Origin of the sequence: Gaoshiqia hydrogeniformans (assembly GCF_049347105.1) — a bacterium.
GTDB lineage: Bacteria > Bacteroidota > Bacteroidia > Bacteroidales > Prolixibacteraceae > Gaoshiqia > Gaoshiqia hydrogeniformans.
In genome coordinates this window covers 2451646-2470290 of sequence record NZ_CP186334.1, presented here as the reverse complement: position 1 = coordinate 2470290, position 18645 = coordinate 2451646, and the positions used below count along the sequence as shown (strand labels likewise).

Genomic DNA, 18645 nt, shown 5'->3' with positions numbered 1-18645 from the left:
AAGGCATTATAGGCCCGATGGTTTGTCAATTTTTTCAATTTCAGACAAGGCTTCTCCGAAAACAGGAAAGCCCTGATCATCCCAGGTCATTTTCTGCAAGCGAGGCGAACGGGTGTCGGTATCTCTGGAAGGCAGGGAGCCATAAGGTTCTTTTTCGGTTGCCCGGGCCTGATAAAGAAAGTAAGTCTCCGTTCCGTCAGGAGAAGGAATAAAACAAGGAGATCCTGTTGAAAACACCTGATTGTCTGGATTTTGTTTAAAAACAGGTTTATTCGATTTTTGCCAGGAGGCCGGGTTGAGCAAATTAGCATTTGCATCGGCGTACAACATGCCCACCGTGTAATAAGGCGTCCAGGTCCCGCTGGCAGAGTAATAAATCAGAACCTTACTTTTGTCCCTGGTATAAAAACACTGCGGATCTTCGTTCACATAAATCGGATAGCCCGTTTTGCTGCCATCAGGATTGATCCATTGCCGTTCCCATTCGTATTCGGGTTTCGAAATCAGGATTCTTTCCGAAGCCAGCGTCCACGGGTTTTCCAATCGGGCGATATAGATGCATTGTGTTTCGGCTTCTACCCGCCGGGTTTGCCAGCCCGACCAGATCATGTACCATTCGCTTTGATGCTGAAACACACTGGCATGAATTCCCCAGCTATTGTCATTATCTGTTTTGATACGCCCTTTCATCGTAAACTCCCCTTCGAACGGATCGTCTGAGCTATTCTCGACGACATAAATCTGGTGATTGTCTGTATTGCCGTCATCGGCGGCAAAATAGATGTACCATTTATTATCGATCCGGTACATTTCGGGTGCCCAAAGGTGAGAGGCATTTTTTTCATCCCGGGGAATCCATACCTCTTTTTTCGGAGCATTTTTCAGATCGGTAATATCCGGAGTTTTCCACATTGTGATCCTATCGTCAGCATCCTGAAAATAGTAGTAGTGATCCTTGTACCAAGTCGCCCACGGGCGGGCTCCGGAATGAAGTAAAGGATTGGAATAAGTTTTATCCAGCGCATTGGCTACATCTTGCTGAACCGGCTTCTTGCTGTTACACGAAATTGAAAAACCCGCTATTAATAGATAAGTTACTAAATATCTGCTCGTTGATTCCATAACAATAGGCATTATGGCAAACAAAGGTAATTTTTTTGTTTGATCCTGACATGAATTTCTGCCATTATTGAACTGTCATTATCTTTTTTTGACCGGTTATTTCAGGTTTCCATTTTTTGCTGACTGTATTTTTAACCGGCAAGATTTGGTAAGGCTACCAGACCTGACCTTCACTAAAAATTAATTAACCCTAATGATTCTTAGAAGCCAGTTTCGGGATCATTTATTAAAAAAGAACCGTATGCAAAAAAACGTATTGTTATTATTGTGTTTTCTCCCTTTTCATTTATTTGCTCAGATTGACCTGTTACAGGAGTTCCCTGAAAAATATTCTCCTGAAGAGGCGGGCAAGCGTCTGGCATATCACTTTATAGGTGCCAAGCACGACCTTTATGCCGGCAAATACATTCACTATGCCGAGGTGTGTACATGGAACGGAGCGATCGATTATGCTTTGATAACAAAGGATCAGGAACTCGTTCAACTCTTGCAGAGCAGATTTGAGCCCCTGTTTACCCGTGAGAAAGTGTTGTTGCCTCCCATGAACCATGTAGACTACAATATGTTTGGGAGCATTGCCCTGAAACTTTATCAGGCAACCAAAGATAAACGGTATCTGGATATGGGGCTGGCCTACGCCGACACCCAATGGGAAGTTCCGCAGAATGCAAAACCCGAAGAGAAAGCGTGGGCCGACAAGGGGTATTCGTGGCAAACGCGCCTGTGGATTGACGATATGTATATGATTACCGTTGTGCAAAAAGAAGCGTATAAAGTGACCGGCGATCCCAAGTATCTTGACAGGGCAGCCAAAGAAATGGTACTTTATCTGGACGAATTGCAACGTCCCAACGGCCTCTTTTATCACGCTCCGGACGTTCCTTATTATTGGGCGCGGGGAGATGGCTGGATGGCCGTAGGTATGGCCGACCTGCTTCGAGCGTTGCCCAAAGACCACAAGGAGCGTCCGCGCATTATGGAAGGCTACCTGTCCATGATGCAAAACCTGAAAAGTTATCAGAGGCCGGACGGCATGTGGAATCAATTGATTGACGAGCCGGATTGTTGGGTAGAAACATCCGGGTCAGCCATGTTTGCCTATGCATTTATTACAGGTACGCGGCAAGGATGGTTAGACGCTGGGGAGTATGCGCCTGCAGCACGAAAAGCCTGGTTAGCCATGGTTCCGTATATCGATGAGCGGAATAATGTAACCGAAGTTTGTGTCGGAACGGGTAAAAAGAACGATAAGCAATACTATTATGAACGCCCGCGCCTTGCGGGAGATTTTCACGGGCAAGCCCCATATCTCTGGTGCGCCAATGCCCTTCTGGAAAAATAGTGAGGTTTTATTATCCCCGTATAACATATAGATATGTCAAAATGAAAACAAACCAATTGCAGACAAACTAAAATTAAAATCTATGCAAATTGAATTTAACATGAAAAACAGGTATTGGCAGATGTTGCTGATACTGATCGTTCTTTGTGTATCGTGTAAAGACGAGAACGAAGAGCAGGGAGATCATTTTGATCCGGATAAGCCGGTGCTTATCAGTGATTTTACCCCCAAAGAGGGCGGATTGGGCACTCGTCTGATTCTCTACGGCGATAATTTTGGAAATGACATTTCCAAAATCAAAGTGACAATCGGAGGGCGAGAAGCCAAAGTTGTAGGTGTGAAAAACCAAGCCTTGCATTGCATGGTTCCGGTAGGCGCATACAGCGGAGAAATTGAAATAATCATCCTTGGTGACGACGGTGAAGAAATAACCCGTACGGTAGCAGTATCTCATTTCATTTACGAAAAGAAACTGCTGGTATCAACTTTTCTGGGAAAGTATGTCGAGAAAGAATCCGAACTGGTAAGAAAAGATGGTCCGTTTGAAGACTGCGGTTCTTTTCAGAATATGAGGTGGCTCTCCTTTGATAACCAAAATCCCAATCACCTGTATGTGGCCTGTCAGACTAAAGGCACCCGTCGGATCGATTTTGAGAACAGATATGTGAGTACTTTTACGACGAATATTGATAATGTGTCATCCGTAAACTGGAAGCTGGACGGCGATATGATCGTCTCACGAGACCAGGGCAGCGATGCCGCCACAGGCCTTTTCCTGTTTACCCGCGCCTCCGGCTTCAACACCAGAAATGACATCTGTCTTGGTCGGGGAGTTAAAACTTCTGCAACGCACCCTGTAAACGGCGAGATGTACTTCACCCGGTTCAGGGCAGGCGATGTGCAACGCTATGATTTTGAAACCGGCGCATTGACGACGGTATTCCAAAACCCGTATGCCGGCGTGCATTTTCTTTTGATTATACATCCTACAGGCGATTATGCTTATCTCGTTGAAAGCGAGAGGCATTATATTATGCGTACTGAATATGACCGGGAAAGAAAAACGTTTACGATACCCTACCTGGTATGCGGAGCGGCAGCTACCTCAGGATACGCCGACGGAGTGGGAAGCAGCGCCCGTTTGAACTGGCCCATGCAGGGCGTATTTGTAAAAAACCCGGAGAACGAAGGACTGGAAGACGAATATGATTTTTATTTCTGCGATAAGGGTAATCACGCCATACGTAAACTGACCCCTCAGGGAAGAGTCGAAACATACGCAGGACGGGGCAATAACGGCACCTCAGGGTATAACGACGGGGATCTCCGCCTGGAAGCTCGGTTCAACAGTCCTGAATCGATCGTTTACGATGAATCGAGACAATGTTTTTATGTAGGGGATACAGGTAATTATCTTATCCGCAAAATCGGTTATGAAGAAGAATACTAAATGATAAACCTATGATGAAGAATTTTTTACTGACCTGTTTGTTATTAATTGGCTTTTCGGCAGGTGCTTTAGCACAGGAGAATGTTACGGTAACCGGAGTCGTGACCGATGCAAACAGGGAGCCTTTGCCTGGTTTAAATGTATCGGTAGCCGATATGCCGGGATTGGGAACCATAACCGATGGTAACGGACAGTATTCGATAAAAGTGCCCGCATACCATACACTGGTTTTTTCTTATATCGGTTTTGACACGCAAAAGGTATTGATCAAAGAGCAACGGATAGTTAATGTCACCATGAAAGAGTCGGATGGCAGTGTGCTTGAAGAGGTCGTTATTACAGCCACCGGCGCACAGCGAAAGGTAGCTGTTACCGGTGCAATCACGAGTATCGATGTCGAGGAACTGAAGTCAAACCCAACCACATCCATAGCAGACGGGTTGGCAGGAGTTGTTCCGGGTATTATGGCGATGCAAACTTCCGGGCGCCCCGGCAGTGTTTCCGAATTCTGGATACGGAGTATTTCCACTTTTGGCGCCAACACCGCTGCACTGGTGTTAGTCGATGGTTTTGAGCGCGATCTGAACGAGGTCAATGTGGAAGACATTGAGTCGTTCAGTGTATTGAAAGATGCCTCCGCTACTGCTATCTATGGTAGCAAGGGCGCCAATGGGGTTATCCTGATTAATACAAGGCGGGGTAAGGATGGAAAAATCAATATCAGTGCGAAGACAGAAGGATTTTACAATATGTTCACCAAACTTCCGGAATTTGTAGACGGCTATACGTATGCCTCTATGGCCAACGAAGCGAAAATTACCCGCAACCAGGAACCGCTCTATCAACCGGAAGAACTGGAGTTATTCCGGTTGGGATTAGACCCCGATTTATATCCCAATGTAGACTGGATGGATCAAATACTGAGGGATTGGGCCTGGAGTACGCGTTCTGCATTGAATATGAACGGAGGCGGAAGAACAGCCCGTTATTTTATATCCGGAAGCTATCAGAGCCAGCAGGGTATGTACAAAACAGACCAGGCATTGAAAGATTATAACACCAATGCCAACTTCAGAAAATGGACATACCGCATGAATATCGATGTGGATATTACCAAGACAACCCTGTTGAAAGCGGGCATTTCCGGCTCATTGCAAAAGCAAAATGATCCGGGGGTAGGAAGCGATGCGATCTGGACCTCTCTGATGGGATATAACTCGATTATGGTGCCCCAACTTTATTCCGATGGGAAGGTGCCCGCTTATGGAAATGACGGAGGAGACCGCTTCAATCCTTGGGTGCAGGCAACTATGACCGGGTACAGGGAAAATTGGAGGAATAACGTTCAAACAAACTTATCTTTGGAGCAAAAGTTGGATTTCATCAGCAAAGGCCTCCGGTTTGTCGGACGATTCGGATACGACACAAATAACTACAACGATATTACACGAAGGAAGAATCCGGAACTGTGGTTAGCCAAACGTTATCGCTCTCAGGAAGGTGAATTGATCTTTGACCGGGTGGCAGAGGAAGTAAAGATGACACAAAGCTCAGCTTCACAAGGGGACAGAAGAGAATTCTTTGAGTGGGAGATGCACTACGATCGCGGATTCGGAGGGCATCGTGTCGGAGGCGTTGTAAAATATAACCAGGCAGCCAAGATACAGACCCAGAATATCGGTGCTGATCTTAAAAACGGGATCTCCCGACGCAATCAGGGATTAGCGGGTCGTGCCAACTATAACTGGAAACTCCGTTATTTTATTGATTTCAATTTCGGATATACCGGTTCGGAAAACTTCCATAAAGATAATCGTTTTGGTTTCTTCCCGGCTGTTTCAGGGGCCTGGAATCTGTCAGGAGAGCCTTTCATGAAGAAGCTGACGTGGATCAATATGCTGAAGATCCGTTATTCCTACGGTAAAACAGGTAACGATAACCTGGGTGATATCCGGTTTCCCTATTTGTATACCATTGAAACCATGACAACAGATAATAATCCCAGCGGCGGTTACCAATTCGCAGACTATAACTTTGACAGGTATTACGGAGGTATGCGTTATTCTACTCTAGCTTCGCCAAACGTTTCGTGGGAGGTTGCTACCAAACAGGATTTAGGGATCGATTTTTCGTTGTTTGACGACAAATTGTCGGGAGCGGTCGATTATTTTAAGGAACGTCGAGACGGAATTTACATGACACGTAATTATCTCCCGTGGTCGGCGGGTTTAGAGAACAATCCATCAGCGAATGTAGGTATCGTGGAAGCCCGGGGATTCGACGGGAACTTTACACTCAAGCAAAAATTAGGAGAGATAAACCTGACCCTGCGTGGTAATATGACCTATGGAAAAAATGAAATTATCGAACGGGATGAAGAGAATACAGTTTACTGGTACAAAATGCAGAAAGGCCATCGGGTGAACCAAGCCAGAGGACTGGTTTCTTTGGGCCTGTTCAAAGATTATGATGATATCAGGAACAGTCCGAGGCAAACCTATGGCGAGGTGATGCCGGGTGACATCAAATACAAGGATGTTAACGGAGACGGCGTTATTAACGACGATGATATAGTGTCCATCGGAGCTACTACCAGACCTAATTTAACCTACGGATTCGGCTCTTCCGCTAGATGGAAAGGGTTCAATATCAGCGCGCATTTTCAGGGAGTGGGGAAATCGACCTATTTCATTAATGGTTCCACGGTTTACATGTTTAGCTTAGGCGACGGCTGGGGAAATGTATTAAAAGATATGGCCAACTCGAATCGCTGGATCTCTGCTGAGATTTCCGGTGATCCGGCAACTGAGGACCCGAATGCTGATTATCCCCGTTTGACATACGGTGCTAATAGTAATAATTACAGGCAATCTACATACTGGCTGAGGAACAGTTCTTATATACGCCTCAAGACCTTGGATATCGGTTACACACTGCCCAAGACTCTGGTTAACAGAGCCCATTTTAATGAAGTCCGTATCTTCTTCATCGGTACCAACCTGCTGACGTTCTCCAGGTTCAAGCTTTGGGATCCGGAAATGGGCAGCTCAGACGGGAAAAAATATCCGCTTAGCAAAAGCATTTCATTAGGAGTAGCGATTAACCTATAAATAATAAATCGTATGAAAAAAATAGTTACAATTTTATCATATTTCACAGGATTGTTTTTTATTCTGGGAGGATGCAGCGATTACCTCGACTCGGATTACCTGTTTGATGAACGTATGTCGATAGAAGATGTTTTTACCAGCGAGGATTATACAAATCAATGGCTGGCACGCGGTTACTCCTACATGGGAAATGCATATCTGCAGGATGTATGCAGTAAAAAGGATTATCCCTTCAATTTCGCCGATGACATGTATTTCGACGGTGAGAGTAACCGTTACGCAAACTGGAAAGCCGGCCAATACCGTGAAAGCGGCTTGAACGGTGAATCTCAGGGGATATGGCAGAATGCCTACAAGGGAATCCGCCAGGTTTCCATCTTCCTGAATTACATTGATCTGAATAAAGAATTCAGTGATCAGCAGATTGCCGACATGAAAGGCCAGGCACATTTCTTAAGAGCTTATTACTACTGGATCATGCTTCGTACCTATGGTCCGGTGCCTATTGTGCCCGACGAAGGCGTTGACTACATGAAAGAGTATGATGAAGTAGCACAACCGCGTAATACCTATGAAGAATGCGTGGACTATATCGAGAAAGAACTGGTTACGGCAGCTGAAACGCTTCCGCTTCAACGCTCGGTAGAAGGCTTAGCCCGTCCTTCCAAAGGAGCAGCCCTGGCGCTTCGCGCCAAAGTGTTATTGTTCGGGGCCAGCCCGTTATTCAACGGTAAAGCGCCGGTCGAAGTGGCATCCGCCTTGGTCGACAAACAGGGCAGACACTTGCTGCCGGAGACATACGATGAATCAAAATGGGCCAAAGCTGCCGCTGCTGCCAAGGATGTGATGGACCTGAATTTCTATTCATTACATATCTCTTATCGCAAAGAAACCGAAGCCATTGGTTATCCGGCAACCGTTACTCCTCCTTACGATGAAAATTTCTCTGACAAGGATTGGCCGGATGGTTGGCAGAACATAGACCCCTTCGAATCGTATCGCTCTTTGTTTAACGGGGAAGTTACTGCCAGTGAAAACCCGGAACTTATTTTTACCCGTGGGCAGAACAATTCAAATGAGAACATTGCCGCAATGGTACTTCACCAGTTGCCACGCACATGGGGTAAGGGATATAATTCGCATGCCATGACCCAAAAGCAAGTCGATGCCTACTATATGGCTGATGGTACCGATGCACCGGGCATGAACTCCATGTATGCCAACCTGTCCGGATATGCCGGACGGTACGACAGCCGCCCGCGTGCAGCAGGGTATGTGACCGCAGAGGAACTGACGGAGTATCCGGAACTGGGTACGAAAGGGACGGGAGTTTCCAAACAATATGCAAAGCGCGAGCCCCGTTTCTATGCATCAGTAGCATATAACGGCAGTACCTGGTATTTTCTGAATGCTGATGAGAGCGCGGAGGAGCAGAAAAATAAGCAAATATTCTACTACCGGGGCGAAGACAACGGATATAAGATTAGCTACTCTCTGCTCACAGGTATAGGTATAAAAAAGTATGTGCATCCGGACGATATCAGTTTAATAGGAAACTCGTATAACAGAGCTCGTATCCGAGTGAAAACAGACCCGGCTCTCCGTTACGGAGAAATATTGCTGATTTATGCGGAAGCACTGAATGAGCTGACCGGAAATTACAGTATTCCCTCTTGGGACGGCAGTAAGGTACACTCTGTCGGGCGCATCGTCTCCGAGATGAAAAAAGGCATTCAGCCCATTCGTATCCGTGCCGGGGTACCCGACTATACCGATGATGTCTATGCCGATGCCGACCTATTTCGCATGAAATTGAAACGTGAGCGGCAGATCGAACTTTTTGCCGAAGGGACTCGCTATTTTGATATGCGCCGCTGGATGGATGCCCCGGTCGAGGAGGCGGCCTCTATTTACGGGTGCAACATCTATTGCAGTAAAGAAATGGCTGATCTTTACCATACTCCTGTCGAGGTGCCTTCTTTAGCGCCTGTGTTTTCCCTTAAATTGTGGTTTTGGCCCATTCACCATACTGAATTGAAACGTAACAAGGAATTAACCCAAAACCCGGGTTGGACTTATCCTGAATAATTTTTTATAACTGGAACAATGAAAAATACGATTAAGAGAGTGCAGAGGACAAACGGGGTTTGTACTATGCCGAGTATGAGTATTTTGCGCGAAGCGAAGAAGAATATATATTTTCTGTTCTTTTTCATGGTAACAGTAATATGCTGCGTATCGTGCAACAATGAGTGGGAAGATGAGCAATATGTGCAGTTAGCCTCATTCAAGGCCGAGCCCAATTCGAATGGTGTAACTGATACCTATTTACGTTATTACCCTGAGGGGAAAGTGACCTATAAACTTCCGGTGATCGTGAGCGGCTCAACACCGAACGCTGTCAATCGCACCATACGTATCGGGTTGGATCTCGACACATTGGCGATCTTGAACATAGAACAGTATGGACACCGTGAGGAACTTTATTATAAGGCACTGGAATCCAAATATTACAGCTTTCCGGAAACAATAGACATCCCAGCTGGTGAATCAACTGTTGTATTGCCCATTGAATTTACGTTGGGTGATCTCGACCAGTCCGACAAGTGGGTCTTACCACTGATGATTCTCGACGACCCGTCAGGTAACTACGAAGTCAATCCCCGCAAGCACTACAGTAGAGCTCTCCTGCGTATCAGTCCGTTTAACGATTATTCAGGCACATACAGCGGCACGTTATACAAAATAGTGCTGGAAGGAGATAACCAGAATCCGCTGACCTTAAATAGCCACAGAACGTATGTGGTGGATGATAAAACCGTTTTTATCTACGCAGGTAACAGGAATATCGATTATCAGGATCGCAAACTGTACAAGATCTTTATTGAATTTACGGATGAACGGGTAGATCTCCGGACAAAGAAGTTGAGACTTTATACGGATAATCCCGAGATTAATCTTAATGTGGTCGGACAGCCGAGTTATTCTGTTGAAGAAGCCATGGATGCAACAAAGCCTTATCTGAAACATATTTACGTCACTCTTAACCTGTCATATGAGTTCGTTGATTATACTTCAGTTCCGGGAAATTCCCTGAGATACTCGGTTTCAGGTTCCTTGTCAATGCAACGCGACCTGAATACCCTGATACCTGACGAAGATCAGCAAATTCAATGGTAGAGGAGAAATTTGCACTATAAATATATGGGGTTGCCGGTGATTTCTCGGCAATCCCATATAAATGCCAGTTATACCTTATACAGAGTATTGATTTCCAATTAACAAGTGAAGGAAATTATGAAAAGAACACTATTCAGCCCTTTGTTTCTACTTATTTTAATCTTATATTTTTGTTCATGTAAAGATCCAGATAACGGAATGACGCAGGGAGAAATTACTTCTTTCTCTGTATGGGATCAAAAATCGGTTAATCATGTACTTCATATAGACAACATAAACAATGTGATCACCAATAAACAGACAATCCCTGTATATGTAAATCTTTCTCGGTTGATTGCAGAGTTCAGGACAAATAATGAGGATGTAATTCTTAAAGTCAATGGAAAGACACAGATGAGTGGCAGAGATGAAAATGATTTCTCTGAAGAGATCGTGTATGATCTTTATTTGGCAGATAAAAAACAAAGGTCATATGCGGTTAAAATAACCAAAGAAGAGTTATTGAATAATTTTCAAACATTTACTTTTCCCGAAAAACGGATGGAGCAATATCAACCATCGATAAATGTGGAAACCAGGGAAATTATGAATGAGATCGATATTCCGTTAAACGTAGATATTACTTCTTTGCAACCGGAGTTTACTACGGTAGAACCAAACGCTGTTGTCAAAGTAAACGGAATAATACAAACAAGCGGGATTGCCAGGCATGACTTCTCTAAATCTGTTGTATATACGATTGAAGGAGAGGACGGAACTTCGAAAGCTTTTACGGTATGTTTAAATCAAAGCGATAAGGTTTCCTTGACAAATCCTATCATAGTAGGAAGCTATGCAGACCCGGCTGTTATCCGGGTTGGGAACGAATTCTACGTATATGTAACATCGGGCCGTGTAAGAGGATATCGATCCACAGACCTGATCAATTGGACCCGTATTGGCAGTGTGAGCGAGGTGTTCGATAAAAGACCTGATTTCACTGATGATAATGTCAGCGAAACGGGGATGTGGGCGCCTGACATTAATTATTTTGACGGTAAATATGTCATGTACTATTCCATTTCTAAATGGGGTGGAGGAGCCACATGCGGTATCGGAGTTGGCGTTTCTGAAAAACCTGAAGGGCCTTTCCTACCACCGGCAGGCAATCCCAACGGAAAATTGTTTGTCAGCTCGGAAATAGGTGTTCATAACTCCATCGATCCTTGTTATTATGAAGAGAATGGTAAACGCTATCTATTCTGGGGTAGCTTTTATGGTATCTATATGACTGAACTGACAGATGAGGGTATGGCAGTGAAAGATTTAACTCAAAAAAAGAAAATTGCCGGCAATTCGTTTGAAGCTACTTATATCCATAAAAGAGGCAATTACTACTATTTGTTTGCATCTGTTGGCGCCTGTTGCGAGGGCATGAACAGTTCTTATAAAGTAGTGGTTGGCAGATCAGAACAACTCGATGGGCCATATCTGAGCAAAACCGGCGTGGATATGAAAAATTTCAACGCCTGGAATCCTTCCAATTATCAGCCCATAGTAATAAGAGGCGACGCTATGTTTGGAGGTCCGGGGCACAATTCGAAAATCATCACCGATGATAACGGAGTAGACTGGATGCTTCATCACTCTTATGTAAATAATGGCAGTACTTCGCGTAATTTACTACTGGATAAGGTAGATTGGGACGATGAGGAATGGCCTGTAGTGGGTAATGGAACGCCATCGCTTTCAATGGGAGTAATTCCGGTTTTTAGATAGGAGATATTTGCTCAAGCGAATCAATTAAAGGATTTTCCTAAAAACGATATGCCCGGAGAGGTAGGGAAACGCTTGGTATATAATTTTGTGAATGCCATGCATGACCTTTACGCCGTAAAATACATCCATCGAGTGGTAAAAAAAACTTGTACTGAAGAGAGAGGGAGGTACTGGAAGGTATCCCCCTCTTTCATTGACCAAAACTGACGAAAACTTACCCTGAAAAAAGATCGGAAAGTAGAAATAAATCAATTATGAATAAATAGAGATGAAGAGAAAACGTTTTTTCGTGTTTACACTTCTGCTGGCAGGGATGATCGGTGCATCCTGTGCTCAGAGAGATCTGGCAGAAAAGAAGCCTGTTACAACCGAACTCAGGGCTCCGGCATATCCGCTGGTGACCATCGACCCGTATACCAGCGCCTGGTCAATGACTGATCAGTTGTACGATCAACCCGTGAAACACTGGACCGGGAAAACCCATTCGTTGATTGGCGCCCTCCGCGTCGACGGGCAGGTTTACCGCTTTATGGGGGCGATCGATACGCCGTGGAAGTCAATTGTGCCCATGGCCAGCGAAGAACCCTGGGATGGCCGGTACAGCCTCGACGCGCCGCGGAATGGATGGGAGCAGAAAAATTTCAATGACAGTTCCTGGAAACCGGCAAAAGGCGCTTTCGGAACGCCCGAAATGCCGGCGCTGGGTACCACCTGGACAACGAAAGACATCTGGGTGCGCCGCGAATTTGTCATCCCTGAAAATCTGACCCCTGAAGATATTTACCTCATTTACTCGCACGACGATATCTTTGAACTGTACCTCAACGGAGAGCAGCTCGTCAAAACAGCCTACGAATGGCACAATCACGTGGTACTGAAAATCGACCGTAACTTACTGTTGCCGGGCGAAAAGAATGTGATTGCCGCACATTGCCACAACCGCACGGGCGGCGGATATGTCGACTTCGGGCTTTTTCAGGAAAGCGAACAAAAAAATATCTTCGCGCAAACCGCCGTTCAAAATACGGTTTCCCTGTCGGCAACCCAAACTCATTACGGGTTTAGCTGCGGCCCGGTCGACCTGAAACTTCAGTTCGTCTCGCCTTTACTGCCCGGCGATCTCGACCTGCTGTCGCGTCCGGTGAATTACATCAATTACGAAGTGGTTTCGACCGACGGGAAGGAACACGACGTACAAATCTATTTTGAGATCACCCCCGAATGGGCGGTGAACGAAACCAGCCAGGAAGTGGAAGTCACCAAAGGTGAAACCGGCGGGATTGCCTACGTGAAAGCAGGAACCACCGAACAGCCCATCCTGAAAAAGAAAGGCGACAATATCCGGATTGATTGGGGTTATGTTTACCTGGCTGCTGACGGCGGCGACCAAACTACCCTGGCCCTGGGCGACTATTTTGAAACCAAGGAAGCTTTTGTCCGCGAGGGGAATGTAACCGGTATGGAGAGCATGACTACCCGGCCGAGCAAACAAATGCCGGCGATGGTCTGCGTCGAAAAACTGGGCAAGGTTTCGGCCAAACCGGCCCGCAATTACGTGATGCTGGCTTACGATGACATCGAATCCATCCAGTATTTCGGCGAAAACCTGAAAGCGTGGTGGACCAAAGAAGGAGCAGTGACCATTAGCGATGCCCTGAAAGCCGCGTCTGCCGAACATAGCCGGATTATGGAACGCTGCGGCGAATTTGACAGCCAACTGTGGAACGAAACCCTTGCCGCAGGCGGAAAAAACTATGCCGACCTTTGCGTGCTGGCCTTCCGCCAGTCGATTGCCGCCCACAAGCTGGTGAAAGATCCCGAAGGAAAAATTCTTTTCCTTTCAAAAGAGAACTTCAGCAATGGTTCCATCGGGACGGTGGATATCACTTATCCCTCAGCGCCGCTTTACCTGAAATACAACCCGGAATTGCTGAAAGGTATGATGAACCCGATCTTTTATTACAGTGAAAGCGGAAAATGGACCAAGCCTTTTGCTGCGCACGATGTGGGGACCTATCCCCTGGCGAACGGCCAGACTTACGGCGGCGACATGCCGGTGGAGGAGTCGGGGAATATGCTGATCCTGGCCACGGCGATTGCCCATGCCGAAGGAAACGCTGATTATGCAGCGGAGCATTGGGATATACTGACTACCTGGGCCAACTACCTGCTCGAGAACGGGCTTGATCCGGAGAACCAGCTTTGTACCGACGACTTTGCCGGGCATTTTGCACACAATACCAACCTGTCGGTCAAAGCGATCATGGGTATCGCCGGTTACGGAAAACTGGCCAAAATACTGGGAAAAAATGACGTGGCTGAAAAATATACTTCGGAAGCCAAACGGATGGCCGGCGAATGGGTAAAAATGGCCGGCGACGGAAGCCATTATCGCCTGACCTTTGATCAGCCAGGAACCTGGAGCCAGAAATACAACCTGGTCTGGGATAAACTGCTTGGGCTGAATATCTTCCCGGCCGAAGTTGCCCAGACCGAGATTGCCTGGTACCTGACCCGGCAGAATGCTTACGGCCTGCCGCTGGATAACCGGAGGACCTATACCAAATCCGACTGGATCGTCTGGACGGCCACACTTGCTGATGACCTGGAAACTTTCCAGAAGTTTATCGACCCCTTGCATAAGTTTGTGACAGAAACTCCTGCCCGGGTCCCGATGAGCGACTGGTACGAAACAACCAATGCCACGCAGGTGGGCTTCCAGGCCAGGTCGGTTGTTGGGGGCTATTTTATCAAGTTGTTAAAATAAGACGATCAATCGCTTATGATATTCGCTTAAAAAGCTCATTTTCAATGAAAATAATCGGGGTGGTCCTTGCAAAGTCAGGACTGCCCCTTTTATTTTCCGGGATCCGGATTTGAAAGGACTGATCTTTTTTCATGTTTTATCAACATCGGTTTCACAGGCTGATTGAAAACCGTAATTTTATGCTTGCAGCCCATGCTGCTGCCGGATAAGTTGATGATTGAATTAAACAGATGAAAATGATCCCGTTTACCCATTTACACGTACACTCGCAATATTCAATTCTGGATGGAGCCGCCAGTATAAAAGGACTGGTTGGCAAAGCAAAAGGAGATGGAATGACTGCCCTGGCGCTCACCGATCACGGGATGATGTTTGGCGTCAAAGAATTCTGGGACACCTGCAAACGCGAAGGGATCAAACCGATTTTAGGTTGCGAAACCTATGTGGCCACCCGGTCGATTCACGATAAAAACGATAAAGTCGACCGTTCGGGCGATCACCTCATCCTCCTGGCCAAAAACCGGACCGGCTATGTGAACCTGATCAAACTGATTTCGGCTGCTAATACCGAAGGGTTTTATTATAAACCCCGTATCGACAAAAACCTGCTGAAAAAACACAGCGAAGGACTGATCGTTTCGTCGGCCTGTTTGGGCGGTGAAGTCGCCCAGATGATTATGAAGTCATCCATCGCAGAAGCCGAGGAAGCCATCAGCTGGTTTAAAGGCGTGTTTGGCGACGACTATTACCTCGAGCTGCAACGGCACAAATCAGACATGCCCGAGCTCAACGAGCAGGTTTACAACAACCAGGTGATGGTGAATAAAGTGATCCTGGAACTGGCGCAAAAACATCAGGTAAAAGTTATCGCCACCAACGATGTGCACTTCACCAATGCCGAGGATGCCGATGCCCACGACCTGTTGATCTGCCTGAATACCGGGAAAGATGTTGACGATCCAAACAGGATGCGTTACACCAAACAGGAGTGGTTTAAAACCACCCGGGAGATGAACGAATTGTTCGCCGACGTTCCGGAAGCGTTGGCAAATACCGCGGAGATTGTTGATAAGGTGGAGCAGTTTGAACTGAATTCAGACCCGATTATGCCTCCGTTTCCCATTCCAGAAGCCTTTGGGACCGAGGCCGAATATTTTCAACGTTTTTCGGAAGAAAACCTGCACCGGGAGTTTGGCGAAGACTCGTTTAAACGGCTGGGCGGTTACGACAAAGTGCTGCGTGTGAAGCTGGAGGCCGATTACCTGCAACACCTGACGTATATCGGGGCAAAAGAACGTTATGGCGACCCGATTCCGGCCGAGGTGCTCGAACGGATCGATTTTGAGCTGGATACTATAAAAACGATGGGGTTCCCGGGGTACTTCCTCATTGTTCAGGACTTTATCAATGCCGCCCGCGAGATGGGCGTCCTGGTAGGCCCGGGACGCGGATCGGCCGCCGGGGCCGCGGTTTCGTACTGTGTGGGCATCACCAATATCGACCCGATTAAATACGACTTGCTGTTTGAGCGTTTCCTGAACCCCGACCGGATTTCCATGCCCGACGTCGATATCGACTTTGACGACGACGGACGACAGATGGTGCTCGATTGGGTGACCGCGAAGTACGGACAGGACAAGGTGGCCCATATCTGCACCTTCGGCACCATGGCCACCAAACTGGCAATCCGCGATGTGGCGCGCGTACTGAAACTGCCCCTGCCCGAAGCCGACCGACTGGCCAAGCTGGTGCCCGAAGCGCCTAAAATGAGTTTTGAGAAAGCATTTAAGGAAAGCCCCGAACTGCTGAGAGAGAAAAATTCGGACAACCCGCTGGTGGCAAGTACCCTTAAATTTGCCCAAACGCTGGAAGGCTCCGTACGCCAAACCGGGGTGCACGCCTGCGGGATCCTGATCAGCCGCGACCCGCTTTCGGACCACATCCCGATTATGCCCACGAAAGACGAGTCGCTTTACACTACCCAATACGACGGACGCTTTGTTGAGGCGATCGGCTTGCTGAAAATGGACTTCCTGGGCCTGAAAACGCTTTCCATCATTAAAGAAACGCTGGATAATGTCCGTCTTTCCAAAGGAATTGAGATCGATATCGACCGGATTCCGATGGATGACGAAAAGACCTTCGAACTGTTCAGCCGCGGCGATACCACCGCCATCTTCCAGTTTGAATCGCCGGGAATGAAAAAGCACCTGCGAAACCTAAAACCTAACCGTTTTGAAGACCTGGTGGCCATGAATGCCCTCTACCGTCCGGGGCCGATGGAGTACATTCCCGATTATATCGACCGGAAACACGGACGGAAAAAAGTGGAATACGACCACCCCATGATGGAAAAATACCTGAGCGACACTTACGGAATAACGGTGTTCCAGGAACAGGTGATGCTTTTGTCGCGCCACCTGGGAAATTTTACCCGCGGCGACTCCGATTCGCTGCGTAAAGCGATGGGGAAAAAGATCAAGGCGATGATGGACAAACTGAAGGTAAAGTTTGTGGAGGGCTGTAAAGCCAACCCGCGGTTTATGGACGGTTGCAAAGAGGTGAATAAAGATCCCGAACCGCTGATCGATAAAATATGGAAAGACTGGGAAGCTTTTGCCAGTTACGCTTTTAATAAATCACACTCGGTTTGTTACGCCTACATTGCCTATCAAACGGGCTACCTGAAAGCCCATTTCCCGGCCGAGTTTATGGCGGCCAACATGAGCCGGAACATGACCAACATTACGGAGATTACCAAGTTGATGGAAGAATCGCAACGAATGGGGATTAACGTGCTGGGGCCCGATGTCAACGAAAGTTTTCTGAAATTTACCGTAAACAAAAAGGGCGACGTGCGTTTTGGCATGGCGGCCGTGAAAGGTGTTGGGGCCGGTGCCGTGGGCGATATTATTTCGGCCCGCAAAGAAGGCCTGTTCTCCGACGTGTTCAGCTTTGCGGAACGGGTAAACCTGCAATCGGTCAATAAAAAGAACATTGAGGCGCTGGCAATGGCCGGGGCATTCGATAGTTTCGGGTACAAACGCAGCCAGTTTTTTGCAGGAAACGACCCCAATGATGTGAGCTTTATCGAAAAACTGATTAAATACGGGCACCAGATCCAGCACGACAATAACAGCTCTCAACAATCGCTGTTTGGGGAAGTGATGAGCGCGCAGGCCATAAAAAAACCCGACATCCCCAATGTGCAGGAATGGGCAAAAATCATCCTGCTTGAAAAAGAAAAAGCGCTGATCGGAATTTACCTGTCGTCTCATCCACTGGATGAGTATAAGCTGGAGATCGACAACTTCACCAGCAAGGAATACGCCTTGAAAGACCTGAACGGTAACCTGGAACTGTTGAGAGGCAAAGAAATTACCTTTGCCGGAATGGTGACAGACGCCTTCGAAGCCATGTCGAAAAACGGGAAACCGTATTGTAAAATGACGCTGGCCGATTACAGCGACTCTTACCAGATTGCCTTTTTCGGGAAAGATTATATTGAGTTTTCAAAATTCTGTAAACCTAACCTCTTTCTCCTGGTAAAAGGACAGGTGCAGGAAAGTTTCCGTCCCGGCCAGCTTGAGTTCAAGGTGCGTTTCATCGAAATGCTCGAGGAGGTCCGTAAAAACCAGATCAAAAGTGTGACCCTGCAAATGACCATTCAGTCGGTAACGCCGGAGCTAATCCGCGAAATTGAAACCGTGAGCAAAAAAAATAAGGGGAGCGCCCTGTTAAAGTTTAATCTGTGGGACTCGGAAACAAAAACGGTCGTCAATCTGTTTTCAAGAAATACCCGGATTGAAATGAATCATGAGATGGAACGTTTTATCCGGAATCATGAAAATTTGACGTTTAAAATTAACTAGTTTTGTAAAACTCATTTGAATAATAACCCAAAAAATATTGAAAT

9 protein-coding genes are annotated in these 18645 nt (G+C 46.8%); 8 read left to right on the top strand and 1 reads right to left on the bottom strand.

Going from position 1 to position 18645, the window contains the following annotated elements; genetic code table 11:
• Window positions 1-6: 6 nt before the first annotated feature.
• Window positions 7-1122 carry a glycoside hydrolase family 43 protein gene (locus ACOIT5_RS09825; protein WP_423130294.1) on the bottom strand — a complete coding sequence of 372 codons (1116 nt, stop codon included), beginning with the start codon at window positions 1120-1122 and terminating at the stop codon, window positions 7-9.
• 241 nt (window positions 1123-1363) lie between these two features.
• Here ACOIT5_RS09825 and ACOIT5_RS09820 point away from each other — a divergent pair, with 241 nt between their 5' ends.
• The 8 genes from ACOIT5_RS09820 (at window position 1364) to dnaE (ending at window position 18601) form a co-directional block, all read left to right on the top strand.
• A complete protein-coding gene (locus ACOIT5_RS09820) occupies window positions 1364-2464 on the top strand; it encodes a glycoside hydrolase family 88/105 protein (protein WP_423130293.1) in 1101 nt (366 codons plus the stop codon).
• An 82-nt stretch (window positions 2465-2546) separates the two neighbouring features.
• Window positions 2547-3914: an IPT/TIG domain-containing protein gene (locus ACOIT5_RS09815; RefSeq protein WP_423130292.1), complete on the top strand. Its 1368-nt coding sequence runs from the start codon at window positions 2547-2549 to the stop codon at window positions 3912-3914.
• Between the two features lie 11 nt (window positions 3915-3925).
• Window positions 3926-7024 (top strand): SusC/RagA family TonB-linked outer membrane protein, encoded by a 3099-nt coding sequence (locus ACOIT5_RS09810; RefSeq protein ID WP_423130291.1) that lies wholly within the window; start codon window positions 3926-3928, stop codon window positions 7022-7024.
• Between the two features lie 12 nt (window positions 7025-7036).
• Window positions 7037-9112: a RagB/SusD family nutrient uptake outer membrane protein gene (locus ACOIT5_RS09805; RefSeq protein ID WP_423130290.1), complete on the top strand. Its 2076-nt coding sequence runs from the start codon at window positions 7037-7039 to the stop codon at window positions 9110-9112.
• A 126-nt stretch (window positions 9113-9238) separates the two neighbouring features.
• Window positions 9239-10204 carry a DUF4973 domain-containing protein gene (locus ACOIT5_RS09800; RefSeq protein ID WP_423130289.1) on the top strand — a complete coding sequence of 322 codons (966 nt, stop codon included), beginning with the start codon at window positions 9239-9241 and terminating at the stop codon, window positions 10202-10204.
• 117 nt (window positions 10205-10321) lie between these two features.
• Window positions 10322-11962, top strand: coding sequence for a family 43 glycosylhydrolase (locus ACOIT5_RS09795; RefSeq protein ID WP_423130288.1), 1641 nt, complete (start codon window positions 10322-10324; stop codon window positions 11960-11962).
• Window positions 11963-12230: 268 nt separating this feature from the next.
• Window positions 12231-14729 (top strand): glutaminase family protein, encoded by a 2499-nt coding sequence (locus ACOIT5_RS09790; RefSeq protein WP_423130287.1) that lies wholly within the window; start codon window positions 12231-12233, stop codon window positions 14727-14729.
• Between the two features lie 230 nt (window positions 14730-14959).
• The gene (gene dnaE / locus ACOIT5_RS09785; RefSeq protein WP_423130286.1) at window positions 14960-18601 is read left to right on the top strand and encodes a DNA polymerase III subunit alpha; all 3642 of its coding nucleotides are present in this window, start codon (window positions 14960-14962) and stop codon (window positions 18599-18601) included.
• Window positions 18602-18645: the final 44 nt, after the last annotated feature.